Annotated in this window: 16 protein-coding genes; 10 read left to right on the top strand and 6 right to left on the bottom strand. The window is 72.9% G+C overall.

Features of this window, described 5'->3' with window-relative positions:
• Nucleotides 1–217 precede the first annotated feature (217 nt).
• From QMC84_RS06570 to QMC84_RS06535, 8 genes are all read left to right on the top strand, one after another.
• The gene (locus tag QMC84_RS06570) at nucleotides 218–1,138 is read left to right on the top strand and encodes a DUF2520 domain-containing protein (protein WP_300373054.1); all 921 of its coding nucleotides are present in this window, start codon (nucleotides 218–220) and stop codon (nucleotides 1,136–1,138) included.
• A complete protein-coding gene (gene panC / locus QMC84_RS06565; RefSeq protein ID WP_300373052.1) occupies nucleotides 1,135–2,028 on the top strand; it encodes a pantoate--beta-alanine ligase in 894 nt (297 codons plus the stop codon). The genes QMC84_RS06570 and panC overlap by 4 nt, the downstream gene beginning before the upstream one ends.
• Nucleotides 2,028–2,447 (top strand): aspartate 1-decarboxylase, encoded by a 420-nt coding sequence (gene panD, locus QMC84_RS06560; RefSeq protein ID WP_300373050.1) that lies wholly within the window; start codon nucleotides 2,028–2,030, stop codon nucleotides 2,445–2,447. The genes panC and panD overlap by 1 nt, the downstream gene beginning before the upstream one ends.
• A 9-nt stretch (nucleotides 2,448–2,456) precedes the next feature.
• Nucleotides 2,457–4,220 carry an L-aspartate oxidase gene (locus QMC84_RS06555; protein ID WP_300373048.1) on the top strand — a complete coding sequence of 588 codons (1,764 nt, stop codon included), beginning with the start codon at nucleotides 2,457–2,459 and terminating at the stop codon, nucleotides 4,218–4,220.
• On the top strand, nucleotides 4,217–5,110 hold the full coding sequence (gene nadC, locus QMC84_RS06550; RefSeq protein ID WP_300373046.1) for a carboxylating nicotinate-nucleotide diphosphorylase: 894 nt from the start codon (nucleotides 4,217–4,219) through the stop codon (nucleotides 5,108–5,110). The genes QMC84_RS06555 and nadC overlap by 4 nt, the downstream gene beginning before the upstream one ends.
• 3 nt (nucleotides 5,111–5,113) lie before the next feature.
• Complete coding sequence (locus QMC84_RS06545; protein ID WP_300373044.1) at nucleotides 5,114–5,887, top strand: type III pantothenate kinase; 774 nt, start codon at nucleotides 5,114–5,116, stop codon at nucleotides 5,885–5,887.
• A 175-nt stretch (nucleotides 5,888–6,062) separates the two neighbouring features.
• Nucleotides 6,063–6,389, top strand: a complete 327-nt coding sequence (locus QMC84_RS06540) for an Lsr2 family protein (protein ID WP_300373042.1) — start codon at nucleotides 6,063–6,065, stop codon at nucleotides 6,387–6,389.
• 189 nt (nucleotides 6,390–6,578) lie between these two features.
• Nucleotides 6,579–9,158 carry an ATP-dependent Clp protease ATP-binding subunit gene (locus QMC84_RS06535; protein ID WP_300373040.1) on the top strand — a complete coding sequence of 860 codons (2,580 nt, stop codon included), beginning with the start codon at nucleotides 6,579–6,581 and terminating at the stop codon, nucleotides 9,156–9,158.
• 60 nt (nucleotides 9,159–9,218) lie between these two features.
• Here the strand turns inward: QMC84_RS06535 and QMC84_RS06530 are convergent, their stop codons facing one another.
• On the bottom strand, nucleotides 9,219–10,085 hold the full coding sequence (locus QMC84_RS06530) for an A/G-specific adenine glycosylase (protein WP_300373038.1): 867 nt from the start codon (nucleotides 10,083–10,085) through the stop codon (nucleotides 9,219–9,221).
• Nucleotides 10,086–10,149: 64 nt separating this feature from the next.
• Between QMC84_RS06530 and QMC84_RS06525 the strand changes: the two genes are divergently transcribed.
• Complete coding sequence (locus QMC84_RS06525; protein WP_300373036.1) at nucleotides 10,150–10,944, top strand: hypothetical protein; 795 nt, start codon at nucleotides 10,150–10,152, stop codon at nucleotides 10,942–10,944.
• Nucleotides 10,945–11,081: 137 nt separating this feature from the next.
• Here QMC84_RS06525 and disA read toward each other — a convergent pair whose 3' ends face one another.
• Together disA and radA are read right to left on the bottom strand one after the other, a co-directional pair.
• Nucleotides 11,082–12,164 (bottom strand): DNA integrity scanning diadenylate cyclase DisA, encoded by a 1,083-nt coding sequence (gene disA, locus QMC84_RS06520; protein WP_300373034.1) that lies wholly within the window; start codon nucleotides 12,162–12,164, stop codon nucleotides 11,082–11,084.
• A gap of 153 nt (nucleotides 12,165–12,317) precedes the next feature.
• Nucleotides 12,318–13,736, bottom strand: a complete 1,419-nt coding sequence (radA, locus tag QMC84_RS06515; RefSeq protein ID WP_300373031.1) for a DNA repair protein RadA — start codon at nucleotides 13,734–13,736, stop codon at nucleotides 12,318–12,320.
• A gap of 200 nt (nucleotides 13,737–13,936) precedes the next feature.
• On the opposite strand from radA, the gene QMC84_RS06510 reads away from it, so the two are divergent.
• Nucleotides 13,937–14,956, top strand: coding sequence for a LacI family DNA-binding transcriptional regulator (locus QMC84_RS06510; RefSeq protein ID WP_300373029.1), 1,020 nt, complete (start codon nucleotides 13,937–13,939; stop codon nucleotides 14,954–14,956).
• A 127-nt stretch (nucleotides 14,957–15,083) separates the two neighbouring features.
• On the opposite strand, the gene QMC84_RS06505 is transcribed toward QMC84_RS06510, so the two are convergent.
• The 3 genes from QMC84_RS06505 to QMC84_RS06495 form a co-directional block, all read right to left on the bottom strand.
• A complete protein-coding gene (locus QMC84_RS06505) occupies nucleotides 15,084–15,821 on the bottom strand; it encodes a class I SAM-dependent methyltransferase (RefSeq protein WP_300373027.1) in 738 nt (245 codons plus the stop codon).
• Nucleotides 15,822–15,859: 38 nt separating this feature from the next.
• Nucleotides 15,860–16,498: a VOC family protein gene (locus tag QMC84_RS06500; RefSeq protein ID WP_300373025.1), complete on the bottom strand. Its 639-nt coding sequence runs from the start codon at nucleotides 16,496–16,498 to the stop codon at nucleotides 15,860–15,862.
• A 94-nt stretch (nucleotides 16,499–16,592) separates the two neighbouring features.
• Nucleotides 16,593–17,378 carry a hypothetical protein gene (locus QMC84_RS06495; RefSeq protein ID WP_300373024.1) on the bottom strand — a complete coding sequence of 262 codons (786 nt, stop codon included), beginning with the start codon at nucleotides 17,376–17,378 and terminating at the stop codon, nucleotides 16,593–16,595.
• Between the last annotated feature and the right edge of the window lie 27 nt (nucleotides 17,379–17,405).

The raw sequence follows: 17,405 nt of genomic DNA, 5'->3' as shown, positions 1-17,405 counted from the left end.
GATGCGCCGACTCGGCGGCTGCCCGTGTCGGGTAGGTCACGTCCCGCGCCGGTTTCACGCGTCTGGCCCAGCGCGTAGATTCGTCGTATCGGGGAACACCCTTCCCTGACAGGCTTCATCCACAGACGAGCACACCGTCCGGTACCCACACCGGCCCGCCACGCCGCCGATCGCGGCAGACGGGTGGTCGGAGGGACTGGAACGAAAGGTTCGACTCATGACCCACCCCTCCCGGGACCCGCGCCTGCGCGTGGGAGTGATCGGCGCCGGCCGGGTCGGCGCCGTCGTGGCCGCCGCTCTCCAGGCCGCCGGCCACGACGTGGTCGCCGCCGCCGGCGAGTCCGACGCCTCCCGCTCCCGGATCGCCGACCTGCTGCCGGACGCCCGCACCGCGAAGCCCACCGACGTGGCGCGCTCCTGCGACCTGCTGCTGCTGACGGTCCCCGACGACATGCTCCCCAACGTCGTCACCGTGCTGAGCGACAGCGGCGCCATCCGGCCCGGGCAGTACGTCGTGCACACCTCGGGCCGCCACGGCCTCGGCGTGCTCGAGCCGGCAGCCCGCCTCGGCGCCCGCACGGTCGCGATGCACCCCGCGATGACCTTCACCGGCACCGCGCTGGACCTCGACCGGCTGCCCGGCTGCGTCTACGGGCTGACCGCCGAGCCGTCCGAGCGGGCGTTCACCGAGGGCCTGGTCGCCGACCTCCGGGGCCGGCCGACCTGGGTGCCCGAGGAGATGCGCACCCTCTACCACGGCGGTCTCGCCCACGGTGCCAACCACCTGGTCACGCTGGTGAGCCAGGCGATGGAGCTGCTCGCCGCCGCCGGCTGCGACCACCCGGCCGCGACGCTCCGCCCGCTGCTGACCGCGGCGCTCGACAACGCGCTCGAGCAGGGTGACAGCGCCCTGACCGGGCCGATCGTGCGCGGCGACGTCAACACCGTCCGCGTCCACCTCGCCGACATCGCGGCCAACGCGCCGCACACGCTGCCGTCGTACGTCGCCCTCGCGCGCGACACCCTCGACCGCGTGGTGACCGACGGCCGGGTGCTGCCGATCCGCGCGGCTGCGATCCAGCGGGCGCTGGAGCAGGCCGAGCAGTCCGCGCCCAGGACGGCCACGCCCCGTCGATGAGCGCCGCGCCCGTCCTCGCGCACACCCGCGAGGAGCTCGTCACGCTGCTCACCGCCGCCCGCGCCGGCGGTGAGCAGGTGGGCCTCGTGCCCACGATGGGTGCCCTCCACGAGGGTCACGCCAGCCTGCTCCGCGCCGCGCGGGAGCGGGTCGGCCGGGCCGGGCACAGTGGTCCGGTCGTCGCCTCGGTCTTCGTCAACCCGCTGCAGTTCGGCGCGAACGAGGACCTCGACCGCTACCCGCGCACGCTCGAGGCGGACCTCGAGCTCTGCGCGCGCGAGGGCGTCGACGTCGTCTTCGCGCCCAGCGTCGACGAGGTCTATCCCGGGGGGCCCCCGCAGGTGACCGTGCACCCGGGCCCGCTCGGCGAGGTCCTCGAGGGCAAGGTCCGGCCCGGCCACTTCGGTGGGGTGCTCACCGTCGTGGCCAAGCTCCTCGGCCTGGTGCGGCCCGACGTCGCGGTCTTCGGCCAGAAGGACTACCAGCAGCTGACGCTGATCCGGCGGATGGTGCTCGACCTCAACCTCGGCGTCGGGATCGTCGGCGCGGAGACGGTCCGCGAGGACGACGGCCTCGCGCTCTCCAGCCGCAACCGCTACCTCGACCCCGAGCAGCGGCAGCAGGCCGTCGCGCTGAGCAGGGCGCTGTTCGCGGCGCAGCAGGGTGCGGAGTACGGCGCCGAGGTCGCGCTCGACGAGGCGCGCGCCGAGCTGCGGGCGGCGCCGGGAGTCGACCTGGACTACCTGGTGATCACCGACCCCGACCTGGCCGAGCTGCCCGCCGTCGTACCGCCCGGGGCGCCGGCGCGGATCCTCGTCGCCGCCCGCGTCGGCGACACCCGCCTGATCGACAACCTCCCGCTCGTGCTCGAGCCACGGAAGGACAGCTGATGCTGCGCACCATGATGAAGAGCAAGATCCACCGGGCGACGGTGACCCAGGCCGACCTGCACTACGTCGGCTCCGTGACCGTCGACGAGGACCTCCTCGACGCCGCCGACCTGCTGCCCGGTGAGCTGGTGCACATCGTCGACATCAGCAACGGCGCGCGCCTGGAGACCTACACGATCGCCGGCGAGCGCGGGTCGGGGGTGATCGGCATCAACGGCGCCGCCGCCCGGCTGGTGCACCCAGGCGACCTGGTGATCCTGATCGCCTACGGGCAGATGGAGGACGTCGAGGCCAAGGGGTTCGAGCCGCACGTGGTCTTCGTCGACGCGGCCAACAAGGTCGTGAGCACCGGGAGCGACCCCGCGGACGCACCGGCCGGATCCGGACTGCTGCGCGGCGACCGTCCGGCCGAGCGCTAGCCTGCCTCTGTGCCCGATGAGCCCGATGAGGGAGTGCCCGACGAGGCAGCGGCGGATCAGGAAGCGCCCGACGAGGGCGTCCCGGGCCAGCCCGCGGACATCGACGCGCCCGTACGCCGGGTCCCCGGCCGGCTGGTCGCACCCGAGCCCGGGTGGACGACCACGGCCGACGTCGTCGTCGTCGGCTCGGGCATCGCGGGGCTGACCGCCGCGCTGCGGCTGCGCGAGGAGGTCGGCACCGTCCTGGTCGTCACCAAGGACGTGCTGGCCGCCGGCTCGACGCAGTGGGCGCAGGGCGGCATCGCCGCCGCCCTCGGCCCGGGTGACACGCCGGCGGAGCACGAGCTCGACACCCTCGTCGCGGGCGCCGGCGCCTGCGACCGCGACGCCGTGCACGCCCTGGTCACCGAGGGCCCGGACGCGGTGCGCGAGCTGATCGCGCTCGGCACGAACTTCGACCACGACCCGAACGGCGAGCTGTCCCTGACCCGCGAGGGGGGCCACCACCGCGACCGGATCGCGCACGCGGGCGGCGACGCCACGGGGGCCGAGATCCAGCGCGCCCTGATCGCCGCGATCGAGCAGGCCCCGGAGATCGAGGTCATCCAGCACGCGCTGGCGGTCGACCTGCTCCTCGCCGACGACGGCGGGGTCGCCGGGCTCACCCTGCACGTGATGGGCGAGGGTCAGCGCGACGGCGTGGGCGCCGTGCACTGCCGGGCCGTGGTGCTGGCCAGCGGCGGGCTCGGCCAGGTGTTCTCCCAGACCACCAACCCGGCGGTGTCGACCGGCGACGGCATGGCCGTCGCGCTGCGCGCCGGTGCGGTGCTCCGCGACCTGGAGTTCGTGCAGTTCCACCCCACGGTCATGTACCTCGGCCCGGACTCGATCGGCCAGCAGCCGCTGATCTCGGAGGCCGTGCGCGGCGAGGGCGCGTTCCTCGTCGACGCGCTGCCCGAGGAGGGCGGCAACCGCTTCATGCTGGGCGTCCACGAGCTCGCCGACCTCGCCCCGCGGGACGTGGTGGCCAAGGCGATCACCCGGCGGATGAACGAGACCGGCCGACCGCACATGTGGCTCGACGCGCGCCACCTGGGCGCCGACCTGTGGGAGCGCCGCTTCCCGACCATCCTGGCCACGACGCGCAGCCACGGGGTCGACCCGGTCACCGAGCTGATCCCGGTCGCGCCGGCCTGCCACTACGCGTCGGGCGGCGTGCGCACCGACCTGTGGGGGCGCTCCTCGGTGCCCGGCCTCTACGCCACCGGGGAGGTCGCGTGCTCCGGCGTGCACGGCGCCAACCGGCTCGCCTCCAACTCGCTGCTGGAGGGCCTGGTCTTCTCCCGCCGGATCGCCCAGGTCCTGCCGGGCGAGCTGCGCCCGCTCACCCCGCCGGCCGACGACGCCCGGACCCCGGGGCTGGTGCCGGGTGGCGCCCGTCGCGAGCTCCAGGACGTGATGACCAGCCGGGTCGGGGTGCTGCGCAGCGCCGCCGGACTGGCCGACGCCGCCGGGATGCTCGACAAGCTCGCCGGGCAGAGCGCCGAGGTGATCGACCAGGACTCGTGGGAGACCACGAACCTGGTCACGATCGCCGTGGCCCTCGCCGACGCCGCCGCACTCCGCGAGGAGACCCGTGGCTCGCACTGGCGCGAGGACTTCCCCGACCGCGACGACGCCGGGTTCGCCGGGCACTTCGACGTCGTGATGGCGGACGGCGCCAGCACGCTGCAGCTCGTCCCCGCGCCGCCGACCGACCGGGACGAGCCGTGACACCGTACGACGAGGAGCTCCGCGCCGCCGGCCTCGACCCGGAGGCGATCCGGGCCCAGGTCGAGCAGGCGCTGGCCGAGGACCTGCCCGGCGGGCTCGCGGAGGGCGACGTCACCTCGGTCGCGACGATCGCCGCGGACGCCCGCGGCAGCGGGGTGCTGGCCGCCCGCGAGGCGGGCGTGGTCGCGGGGCTCGGGATCGCGGCACTGGTCTTCCACGAGGTCATGGGCGACACCGTGGAGGTCACCGACCGCCTGCCCGACGGCACCCGGGTCGCGCCCGGTGACGTCGTGATGCGGGTCGCCGGCCCGACCCGCGGGCTGCTCACCGCCGAGCGCACCGCGCTCAACTACGCCAGCCACCTCTCGGGCGTCGCGACCGCGACCGCGCACTGGGTGGACGCGCTCGCCGGAACCCGCGCCCGGGTGCTCGACACCCGCAAGACGCTGCCCACCTTCCGGGCACTGCAGAAGTACGCCGTGCGCTGCGGCGGCGGGGTCAACCACCGGTTCAGCCTCGGCGACCGCGCGATGGTCAAGGACAACCACGTGGTCGCCGCCGGTGGCGTGGTGCCGGCGTACGACGCGGTCCGCAGGGCCTACCCCGGCCTGCGCGTGGAGGTGGAGGTCACCGGCCTCGACGAGCTGCGCCAGCTGCTCGACGCCGGCTGCACCGAGATCCTGCTCGACAACATGGACACGGACACGATGGCCGAGGCGGTGCGCCTGACCGCCGGCCGGGCGACGCTCGAGGCGTCGGGCGGACTCACCCTCGAGCGGGCCCGCGAGGTGGCCGAGACCGGCGTCGACTTCATCTCGGTGGGCGCGCTCACCCACTCGGTCAAGGTCTTCGACCTCGGTCTGGACCTCTCGTCCGGCAGCGGGAGCTGAACCGTGCCGCTGCTCTGCGCCGACATCGGCAACAGCCACACGATCCTCGGCCTGGTCTCCGGGGGCAGCGTGCTCGCCGACTGGCGGGTGGCCACCGACGAGCGCAACACCGCCGACGAGTGGTCGGTGCTGCTGCGCGGGCTGCTCGGGGCGGCCCTCGACGAGATCGACGGCATCGCGGTCTGTGCGACGGTGCCGGCCGTGCTGCACGAGTGGCGCGAGATGCTCACCCGGCACTTCCCGCAGGTGCCGCACGTCGTCGTCGAGCCCGGGGTGCGCACCGGCGTCCCGGTGCTGATGGACAACCCGCGCGAGGTCGGCACCGACCGGATCATCAACGCGCTGGCCGCCGTCCAGGAGTACGGCGGCCCGGCGATCGTGGTCGACTTCGGCGGCACCGCGACGACATTCGACGTCGTCAGCGCGCAGGGCCAGTACGTCGGCGGCGCGATCTCGCCCGGAATCGAGCTCTCGCTGGAGGCGCTCGGCCACCGGGGCGCGCAGCTGCGGAAGGTCGAATTGCTGCGGCCACGCTCGGTGATCGCGAAGAACACCGTCGAGGCGCTGCAGTCCGGAATGGTCTTCGGGGTCGCCGCACAGGTCGAGGGAATTGTCGACCGGATGATCGGCGAGCTCGGCGTCGACGCCGCAACCGTCCGGGTCATCGCGACCGGCTACCTGGCGCCGGTCGTGCTCGACGAATGCCGCTGCTTCACCCACCACGCGCCCTGGTTGACGCTGCGCGGCCTCGAATTGGTCTTCGAGCGCAACGCCTGATATCGGCCGCAGGCGATCTCGGCATCGTCGCCGCAAAGAATTCCGAGGCGATGTCATTTCCGCCACGTGACGGATATCCCATCGGAAATCCCCGATGTTTGCCTTGTCTCGGTTGTGGCACAATGATTTCCCACGGGGGAATCTGATTTAGACCGGTTTATCGAGAGGGCAGCAGATGGCGCAGAAGGTCAACATCGTTCTCGTGGACGATCTCGACGGCAGCGAGGCGACCGAGACGGTGACGTTCGGCTTGGACGGCACCACCTACGAGATCGACCTCAACGACAAGAACGCCGCGGCGCTGCGCGACGTGCTCTCGGGCTACATCGGCCACGGCCGCAAGGTCGGTGCCGCCCCGCGTCGGGGCCGCCGCGCCGCAGCCGCGAGCAACGGCCCCAGCGCCAGGGAGATCCGCGACTGGGCCCGCTCGAACGGGCACGACGTACCCGACCGGGGCCGGGTCTCCGCCGAGGTGCGCGAGGCCTACGACCGCGCTCACTAGACCGTACGACCCGCTGGCCCGCCCGGATTCCGGGCGGGCCAGCGGCGATTTTGCCGTGGTGTTCGCTCTCAGCGGACTGTCTGGGCCTCGTCGTGGGAACGCGTAGGCTGTCAGCGGGGTTAGTTGTCTCGTACCTCCCCTCCACCACGACGGGGAGGAGGGCCCCACAAGCTTGTAGGAGAGATGCGCATGTTCGAGCGGTTCACTGACCGAGCCCGCCGGGTGGTCGTGCTGGCCCAGGAAGAGGCCCGCATGCTCTCCCACAACTACATCGGCACCGAGCACATCCTGCTCGGCCTCATCCACGAGGGCGAGGGCGTGGCCGCGAAGGCCCTCGAGAGCCTGGACATCTCCCTCGAGGCGGTCCGCGCCCAGGTCGAGGAGATCATCGGCCAGGGCCAGCAGGCGCCGAGCGGGCACATCCCGTTCACGCCGCGCGCCAAGAAGGTGCTCGAGCTGTCGCTGCGCGAGGCGCTCCAGCTCGGCCACTCCTACATCGGCACCGAGCACATCCTGCTCGGCCTGATCCGCGAGGGCGAGGGTGTCGCGGCCCAGGTGCTGCAGAAGCTCGGCGCGGACCTCAACCGGGTGCGCCAGCAGGTCATCCAGCTGCTCTCGGGCTTCCAGGGCAAGGAGTCCGCGGGATCGGCAGCGGCCACCGGCGCCTCGGGCGGCGACGCGCCGTCCTCCTCGCTGGTGCTCGACCAGTTCGGTCGCAACCTCACCCAGGACGCCCGCGAGGGCAAGCTGGACCCGGTCATCGGCCGGGAGCAGGAGATCGAGCGGGTCATGCAGATCCTGTCCCGACGTACCAAGAACAACCCGGTCCTCATCGGCGAGCCCGGCGTCGGCAAGACCACCATCGTCGAGGGCCTGGCCCAGGACATCGTCAAGGGCAACGTGCCCGAGACGCTCAAGGACAAGCAGATCTACACCCTCGACCTGGGCGCCCTGGTCGCCGGGTCGCGCTACCGCGGTGACTTCGAGGAGCGCCTGAAGAAGGTGCTCAAGGAGATCCGCACCCGCGGCGACATCGTGCTGTTCATCGACGAGATCCACACCCTCGTCGGCGCCGGCGCGGCCGAGGGCGCGATCGACGCGGCCAGCATCCTCAAGCCGATGCTGGCCCGCGGCGAGCTGCAGACCATCGGCGCGACCACCCTCGACGAGTACCGCAAGTACCTCGAGAAGGACGCCGCGCTGGAGCGCCGCTTCCAGCCGATCCAGGTGGCCGAGCCGTCGATCGCGCACACGATCGAGATGCTCAAGGGGCTGCGCGACCGCTACGAGGCCCACCACCGCGTCACGATCACCGACGAGGCGCTGGTCTCGGCGGCGACCCTCGCCGACCGCTACATCTCCGACCGGTTCCTGCCCGACAAGGCGATCGACCTGATCGACGAGGCCGGCTCGCGGCTGCGGATCCGCCGGATGACGGCGCCCGCCGACCTGCGCGAGTACGACGACAAGATCGGCGAGGTGCGCCAGCGCAAGGAGGCCGCGATCGACGGCCAGGACTTCGAGGCCGCCGCGCGGCTGCGCGACGAGGAGAAGCAGCTGATCCTCAAGAAGTCCGAGCGCGAGAAGCAGTGGCGTGCCGGCGACATGGACGAGGTCGCCGAGGTCGATGAGGAGCTGATCGCCGAGGTGCTCGCCGTGGCGACCGGCATCCCGATCGTGAAGCTCTCCGAGGAGGAGTCGACCCGGCTGCTCAAGATGGAGGACGAGCTGCACAAGCGCGTCATCGGCCAGGAGGAGGCCGTCAAGGCGCTCAGCCGCGCCATCCGGCGTACCCGCGCCGGCCTGAAGGACCCGAAGCGTCCCGGCGGGTCGTTCATCTTCGCGGGCCCGTCCGGGGTCGGCAAGACCTGGCTGTCCAAGACGCTCGCGGAGTTCCTCTTCGGCGACGAGGACGCGCTGATCCAGCTCGACATGTCGGAGTTCGGCGAGAAGCACACCGTCTCGCGGCTGTTCGGATCGCCTCCGGGCTACGTCGGCTACGAGGAGGGCGGCCAGCTCACCGAGAAGGTGCGCCGCAAGCCGTTCTCGGTGGTGCTCTTCGACGAGGTCGAGAAGGCGCACCCGGACATCTTCAACAGCCTGCTGCAGATCCTCGAGGAGGGTCGCCTGACCGACTCGCAGGGCCGGGTGGTCGACTTCAAGAACACCGTGATCATCATGACGACCAACCTCGGCACCCGCGACATCGCCAAGGGCATCAACCTCGGCTTCCAGCAGAGCGGCGACGCCGGTTCCTACGACCGGATGAAGGCGAAGGTCTCCGACGAGCTCAAGCAGCACTTCCGCCCCGAGTTCCTCAACCGGGTCGACGAGATCATCGTGTTCCCGCCGCTCTCGCAGGACCAGATCGTCCACATGGTCGACAACATGATCGCGTCGGTCGAGCTGCGGATGAAGGACCGCGACATGCGGATCGAGCTGACCCAGAACGCGAAGAACCTGCTCGCCGAGCGGGGCTTCGACCCGGTCCTGGGCGCCCGCCCGCTGCGCCGCACGATCCAGCGCGAGATCGAGGACGTGCTCGCCGAGAAGATGCTGTACGGCGAGGTCGGCCCCGGACAGATCGTGCTCGTCGACGTGGAGGGCGATGGCCCGTCCGCGACGTTCACGTTCTCCGGTCAGAAGATCGGCGACCTGCCCGACCTGCCGCCGTTCGAGACCGCGGAGGTGACCTCGGGCGAGGCGACCGCCTCCGAGGGCCCGGACGACTCCGACAGCGGCAGCGACGTGCCGAAGTCCACCGACTGAGCGCCTGACCCACCGACCCGCCCGGAGCCTCCGGGCGGGTCGGTGGCGTCTCGGGACGGCTCAGGGCAGCGCGTAGGTGTGCGGTCCGCCGTGGACGACCAGTCCGTCCGCCACCAGCGAGGCGAGGCAGCGGACCCGCTGGGCCTCCTCCGACCAGGCGGCGTCCAGCCGGCTGCGGTGCACGGGGCCGTCGTCCTCGCGGAGCACGGCGAGGAGCCGGCCGCGGCACTGGCGGTCGGTGCCGGCCCAGGCCTGCACCTTGCGTGGCGGCCCGTCGTACGCCGGGTAGCCCGCCGACCGCCAGGTGCACAGCGCCGCGATGGGGCACCCGTCGCAGCGCGGGTTCGCCGCGGTGCACACCAGCGCCCCCAGCTCCATCACCGCGACCGACCACGTCGCCGCGGTCGCCTCGTCCTCGGGCAGCACCTCGAGCGCCACCTCCCGCTCGGCGCGGGTCACCGACGCAGCGGGGAACTCGACGCCCTGCAGGGTCCGGGCCAGGACCCTGCGCACGTTGGTGTCGAGCACCACGTGCCGCCGCCCGTACGCGAAGACCGCGACGGCCGCGGCCGTGTAGTCGCCGACGCCCGGTAGCGCGATCAGGTCGTCGTACGCCGCCGGCACCGTGCCGCCGTGCCGCTCGACGATCGCGGTGGCCGCCGCGTGCAGGCGCAGCGCCCGGCGCGGGTACCCCAGCCGACCCCAGGCACGCACCGCCTCGCCGGCCGGCTCGGCCGCCAGGTCGGCCGGGCCGGGCCACCGGGCCAGCCACTGCTCGTGGACCGGCAGCACCCGGGCGACCGGCGTCTGCTGCAGCATGAACTCCGAGACCAGCACCGACCACGGGCTCGCCTCCGGGCGGCGCCACGGGAGGTCGCGGGCGTGCTCGTCGTACCAGCGCAGGAGGGATTCACGGAGACTGGTCATGTCCCGACCATTCTCGCCGGTGTGGCACCACCACCGGGGCCGCCCCCGTGACTAGCGTTGCGCCATGCCCGCCCTCACCCGTGGCCCGCTCCCCGCGCGCGTCTACTGGGTGCGTCGGCTGCTGGTGCTCGGCACCGCCACCCTGCTCGTGGTCGCGATCGCCCGCCTGCTCGGCGGGGGCAGCGACGCCGCCTCCGACCCCGGCGCCCAACTGGTCGCGGACGGTTCCCCGACGGCGACGCTCACCGAGCAGCCGACGACCACGGAGTCGGCGCGCAAGCCCGGCAAGCGCGCCTCGAGGAGTCAGGAGCCCGTGCTCGCCCAGCCCGACGGACCCTGCGCGAACGAGGACGTGGCGATCACCCCGAAGGTCGAGAACGCCGTCGCCGGCCGGGACGTCCGGGTCGTGCTGCAGCTGCGCACGCTGACCTCGGACGCGTGCACGTGGCGGGTCTCGCGCGACTCGGTCACGGTGAACATCACCTCCGGCAAGGACCGGATCTGGACCAGTCGGGACTGCCCGGCCGCGATCGCCCCCCGGGACGTGATCGTCCGCAAGGCGGTGACCACCAACGTCGCGATGGTCTGGCCGCAGGCGAAGCGCTCCGCCGATGGGTGCACCCGGTTCACCGGCTGGGCGATGCCGGGGTGGTACCACGTCACCGCGGCACCGCTGGGTGGCGAGCCCTCGGACCTCCAGTTCGAGCTGACCACCCCCGTGGCCGGCACCATCACCAAGACCGTGACGCCCAGCCAGAGGCCGAGCCAGCAGCCCAGCCAGAGCCCGAGCGGCCGGCCGATGACGCCTGGCCAGGGGCAGAGCGCGTCACCGTCCGGAGCGGTCGAGCCGAACGGCTGAGTGCGAGCCCGATGCTGGTTCTCGGCTCGCCCGGTCTCGACACCCCGGTCGCGACCTCGCGAGCTCGGTCGCGCGGCTCGCTCGACCACCATCAGAGACACGCGTAGCAGTCGTCCAGCGCTCCGCTCGGACGACAGCTACACGTATCTCTCGAGGATCGTGGACTCGGCGAGGCGGGAGAGGCCCTCGCGCACGCTGCGGGCCCGCAGCTCGCCGACCCCCTCGACGGCCTGGAGGTCGTCGACGCCGGCGGAGAGCAGCTTCTGGAGGGTGCCGAAGTGGTCGACCAGGCGGTCGACCACCGCGGGGGGCAGCCGAGGCACCTTGGCGAGCAGCCGGAAGCCCCGCGGGGCGACGGCTCCGTCGAGGTGCTCGCCGGTGCCGAGACCGAGGGCGCGCGCGGCGGCCGCCGGGTCGACCAGCTCGGTGGAGGAGAGCGACTCGAGACGGTTCAGCAGGGCCTCGGGGGTCTTGGAGCGCCGGCCCGCGGGCAGGTAGTCGCGGATCACCAGCTCCCGCTCGGTGTCGACACCGGTCACGAGCTCCTCGAGCTGGAGCGACAGCAGGCGGCCGTCGGTGCCGAGCTCGAGGACGTAGTCCTCGATCTCGCTCGCGATCCGGGTCACCATCTCCAGCCGCTGGGCGACCACGGCGACGTCGCGGACCGTGACGAGGTCCTCGATCTCGAGGGCGGAGAGCGTGCTCGACACCTCGTCGAGACGCAGCTTGTACCGCTCCAGGGTGGCGAGCGCCTGGTTGGCGCGGGACAGGATCTGGCCGGAGTCCTCGAGCACGTGGCGGGTCTCCCCGACGTACGCCGCGATGATCTGCATCGACTGCGACACCGAGATGACCGGGAACCCGGTCTGGCGCGCGACCCGGTCCGCGGTGCGGTGCCGGGTGCCGGTCTCCTCGGACGGGATCGTGTGATCGGGCATCAGGTGCACCGCGGAGCGCAGGATCCGTGTGACGTCGCGGTCGACGATGATGGCGCCGTCCATCTTCGCCAGCTCCCGCAGGCCGGTGGCGGTGAACGGCACGTCGAGGGTGAAGCCCCCCGTCGAGATCGAGTCGACGACCTTGTCGTGGCCCAGCACGATCAGCGCGCCGGTCCGGCCGCGCAGGATCCGCTCCAGGCCGTCGCGCAGGGGCGTGCCCGGCGCGATGGTCGCGAGGGTCGCGCGCAGGCGCAGGGTCTCGTCCGAGCGGTCGGTGGCCACCTGCCGGTTCCTCCTGTGCGTGCGGCACGGTCGGCCGCTGCGCCGAGTCTAGGGGAGGCTCTCAGGGCGTGGCCTCGATTCCACGGCCTGTCCGTGGTCGGTTCACAGCCGGTCCATGGCCTGCGGCCAGCCGCCCGAAGCGCTGGACCCCTGCTACCAGCCTTCGACCGGGCGCGGCTTCTCGTGCTCGGCGTCCAGCAGCTGGAGCAGCCGCAGCGCGGAGGCGACGTCGGCCACGTCGAGCACCCGCATGTCGTCGATGGTCCACGACTCCGGGGAGCGGACCGGCGGTCGCCCCGGCTCGGTCGGCACCACCGCCAGCTGGAACCCCAGCCGGGCGGCCTCGGCCAGCCGCAGCGGCAGGTCGCGGACCCGGCGCAGCTCGCCGGAGAGCCCGATCTCGCCGATCGCGACGACCCCGCGCGGGGCCGCCAGTCCGCGACTGGCGGAGGTGAGGGCGACCGCGACCGCGAGGTCGCTCGCGGGGTCGGCGATCCGGGCGCCGCCGACGGTGGAGGCGAACACGTCGCGGGTGTGGAGGTGCACCCCGCAGTGCTGCTGGAGCACCGCCGTCACCATGGCGACCCGGCTGGAGTCCAGGCCCGAGGTGGTGCGGCGTGGCCGCTCCGCCGAGGTGTGCGTGACCAGTGCCTGTACCTCCGCGAGCAGGGGGCGCCGGCCCTCCATGGTCACCGCCACGCAGGTCCCGGGCACCCGCGAGTGGTGGCTCTCGACGAACACACCGGTCGGGTCGGTGACGGCGGTGATGCCCTCCGGGCCCAGGTCGAAGCAGCCCACCTCGTCGACCGGGCCGAAGCGGTTCTTCATCGCCCGCACCATCCGGAACCGCGACTCGCGATCGCCCTCGAAGTGCAGCACGACGTCGACGACGTGCTCGAGCACCCGCGGGCCGGCGATCGAGCCGTCCTTGGTCACGTGCCCCACGATCACCGTGGTGATGTTGCGGGTCTTGGCGACCCGGATCAGGGCGGCGGCGACCTCCTTGACCTGGGTGACGCCGCCCGGGACGCCGTCGACCCCGGCGGCCCCGATGGTCTGGATCGAGTCGACGACCAGCAGTGTCGGCCGGACCTGCTCGATGTGGGTCAGCACCGCGCCCAGGTCGGTCTCGGCGGCGAGGTACAGCTCGTCGTGGACGCCGCCGGTGCGGTCGGCGCGCAGCCGGACCTGGGAGGCCGACTCCTCGCCGGTCACGTAGAGCGTGCGCCGCTGGTAGCGCGCGGTCTGGGCGGCGACCTCGAGCAGCAGCGTGCTCTTGCCGACGCCGGGCTCGCCCGCCAGCAGGATCGCGGCGCCGGGCACCAGGCCACCGCCGAGGACCCGGTCGAGCTCGGGCACGCCGCTGGTGCGGAAGCGGGAGTCCTCGACCGAGACCTGCGCGATCGGGACGGCCGGGCGGGTCACCGGCGTCGCCGGCGTCCGGCCGGCCGGGACGGACGCCGTCTCGGCGACCGAGCCCCACGCCTGGCACTCGCCGCACCGGCCCACCCACTTCGCGGTCTCCCATCCGCACTCGGAGCAGCGGAACGCGGGGTGGGGAGACTTCGCCATGGGACGAACCTAGGTGGCGGCGCCGACATCGGTGGCGGCCGACGCGCGGCGACCGCGACGCGACCGGCTGCGGACGGATCCCGGCGGGAGCCGCGGCCGGACGCCGGACGAAGTTATGCTGACCTTGGAACGATCAAGGCGATCCCCGTCAGTCGAGGGAGGTGGGGTTGTCCAGGACGTCGGCCGGGACGAGCGGACGGGTGGCGCGGGTCCCGACGACCCCACCCACCCTGGCCGACGTCGCCGAGCGCGCCGGCGTCTCGCGGCAGACGGTCTCGAACGCCGTCAACAACCCCGACCTGCTGCGCGCCGACACACTGGCCCGGGTGCTCCACGCGATCGACGAGCTCGGCTACTCGCCCAACCGCGCGGCCCGCAACCTGCGCACCCGCGCCAGCCACCTGATCGGGATGCGCATCGGGCCGGTCTACGAGGGCACCGCGAACGCCACCATGGACCGCTTCGTGCACTCCCTCGTGGAGGCCTCCCGTGAGGCCGGCTACCACGTGCTGCTGTTCGCGGGCGACCCCGAGGACCCGCTGGCCGGGTACGACGACCTGCTCCGCTCGACCACGGTGGATGCGTTCGTCGTCACCGACACCTACCTCGGCAACCCGCAGGCGACCTGGCTGGAGGAGCGACGAGCGCCGTTCGTCGCGTTCGGCCGGCCGTGGGACCACCCGGGCGCCGAGCACCCCTGGGTCGACGTCGACGGCGCGGCCGGCACCGACCTGGCGACGTCCTACCTCCTCGACCGCGGCCACCAGCGGATCGCCTGGATCGGCTGGCGCAAGGACTCCCGGATCGGGGAGGACCGCCGCTCGGGGTGGAGCCGCGCCCTGCACGCGCGTGGCCTGCCGACCACCGGCCTGGCCTCGCGGGTCGAGGACACGGTCTCGAGCGGCCGCGAGGCCAGCGCGGTCCTGCTCGACGAGGCCCGGCCCACGGCCTTCGTGTGCGCGTCCGACACCCTCGCCATGGGCGTGCTCGGCACCCTCGCCGACCGGGGCCTGACAGCCGGGCGGGACGTCTCCGTGATCGGCTTCGACGACTCGCAGGTGGCCCAGGTCGTCTCGCCCGGCCTCACCTCGGTGCGCCAGCCGCTCGAGGACGTCGCGGTCGAGATCGTCAAGGCGCTGGAGGGCCTGCTCGCCCACCCGCCCGCCATCGGCCCGGGCGTGATGCTGGTGCCGAGCCTCGCCCTGCGCGGCACCAGCTGACCGGCTGCGCCGGTGGTGATGGTTTCCCCGGGTACCCGGGGAAACCATCGCTTCTAGGCCGAAGTTTCGGCCCAACAGTGACAACTTCCCCGGGTACCCGGGGAAACCGACGGCCGGCCGCCGAGCCTCAGAACCGCCGCCACCACAGGTTGACGGCGTAGTCGACCTCGGTCCCGTCGTGCCCGGCGAGCACCAGGTCGGCGACCTCGGGGGTGAACTCGATCCGCACCACCGCCTCGAGGTCGGCCCGGGAGGAGAAGGACCAGCGCAGGTCGACCGGCACCCGGGTCCAGCCGCGGGTCGACCAGAACCGCTCCACCGCGACCGGGTCGACCTCGGGGTAGCCGCGCCGGAACCACGCGCCGAACGTGGAGCGGGTCGCGTCGTTGTCGATGACGTACGCCGTGCCGCCGCGGCGCACCACCCGGTCGAGCTCGGCCAGGCCGGGCTCGCAGCCGGGCCCGAGGAAGTAGGCCCAACGGGCGTGGACGATGTCGACCGAGGCGTCCGGCAGGGGCAGGGCCTGGGCGACGCCCTGGTGGACGGCCACGTTCGGCAGTCGCCGGGTCCGACGGCGGGCCAGGCCGACCAGGTCGGTGTGCGGCTCGACCCCGACGACGGACGCCGCGGTCTCGGCGAACCAGGGCAGGTGGAAGCCGGTCCCGCAGCCGACGTCGAGCACGGTGCGACCGGTCCAGTGGTCGACGGCCAGCATGGCGGCCGCTAGGACGCCGTCGGGGTCGACCGCCCGGTTCTCGATCTCGTAGGTCGCCGGGTGCTGCCAGATGTTCGGGCTCGGCCGGGCCCCTTCGGTCGCCCGCACGCGACGGCTACGACGCTGCTCGGCGGGACGCGCGAACGCCACCGGTCGTCGGGTAGCCGCGCGGCTCGTCCATCAGCGTCCTAGAGGCGGATCAGGCCGCTCGGGGTCTGGAACTGGGCGGCGACGATGCCGGGGGTGCCGTTGGGTGCGGCCCACTCCACCTTCACGTCCTCCAGCGGCGCCTCGACCGTCTCGCCGAGCCACTCGCTGACCCGGTGCGGGTCGCCCGCGATCTCCAGGCACGCGAGCGAGAACGCGTCGTCCGCGCCGGCGCTGGGGTGCAGCTCGGCCGGGACCTCCCACTCGATGAAGAACGGGAGCTGGGGGTCGGCGATCAGGCCGTTGACGCCGATCTGCTTCCACCGCAGCTCGGTGGCGTCGGGCCGGTGCCGGCTGCCGACCACCGCCGCGCGGCCGAGGCGCCGCTCGACCACGGTGATGTCGTCCACCGCGACGACCCAGCCGAGCCAGCCGCCGCCGAGGGCCGAGCGGGCACGCACGGCCTGGCCGAACGGGGCCTTGTCGGAGGCCGGGTGGTCGAGCACCTCGACCACCTCGAGGTAGGTGGTGCCGGCGAGCGGCAGGATCATGTTGCGGGTTCCGAACCGGGGGTGGACGCCGCCGTCGACGAAGTCCCGGCCGAGCAGACCGCCGATGCGCTGAGCGGTGCTGGCGAGGCCGTCCGGTCCGGCTGCGAAAGAGAGATGGTCCAGGCGCATACAGAGATTCTGGGTGTTCTCTCAGGTTGCCCGGACGGCGGGGTCGGAGTCTCTTGATGTCGAGATGTCTAGAGCAGCCGCCCCGGCACCGGCCTCAGCGCGGGTCGGCCGGGTGCAGCGCGAGTGCGGAGCGCGACCGCACGTGGGCCTCGCAGTGGCGCACCAGCTCGGCGTATGCGGGCTCGCCCATCAGCGCGGTCAGCTCGGCCGCATTGGCGACGTAGACCGGCTCCACGCCGACGTGCGCCTCGGTGTTGCCCGAGCAGTACCAGTCGAGGTCGTGGCCGCCCGGACCCCAGCCGCGCCGGTCGTACTCGCCGATCGAGACCTCGGTGTAGGTCGTGCCGTCCTGGCGGGTGACCTCGCGGAAGGTGCGTCGGATCGGCAGCTGCCAGCACACGTCGGGCTTGGTCTCCAGCGGGTTCTTGCCGAGCACGTAGGCCAGCGCGTGCAGGGCGCAGCCGGCGCCGCCCCCGCCCTTGGACGGAGCGAAGTCCGGACGGTTCTGGAAGATGCACGCCCGCTGGCCGTCGACCTCGATCGTGCGGGTCTTGCGCTCGCCCTCGTCGTCGAGCTCGATCCAGTCCTGCTTGCGGACCTTGCCGCCGGGCCGCCGCGGCTTGTGCTGCCACAGGTCCTCGTCGAGCATCTCGACGTACGCCGCGACCCGCTTCTCGTCGTCCTTGTCGGCGAAGTGCGCGCCGAGCGTGCAGCAGCCGACGTCCGGGGCGTCGGCGTAGATGCCGGGACAGCCGCGACCGAAGATGCAGGTGTAGCTCGAGGTCAGCCAGGTGAGGTCGCAGCGCATCACCTCGGTCTCGTCGGCGGGGTTGACGAACTCCACGTAGGCGCGGGGGAAGACCAGATCGACTTCGGGCACCCGCCAACCCTACGTGCCGTCCCGAGT

This window comes from Nocardioides sp. (assembly GCF_030019515.1).
Taxonomy (GTDB): domain Bacteria; phylum Actinomycetota; class Actinomycetes; order Propionibacteriales; family Nocardioidaceae; genus Nocardioides.
Note: the sequence above shows the minus strand (reverse complement) of the source record. Positions and strands in the feature narration are given on the sequence as shown.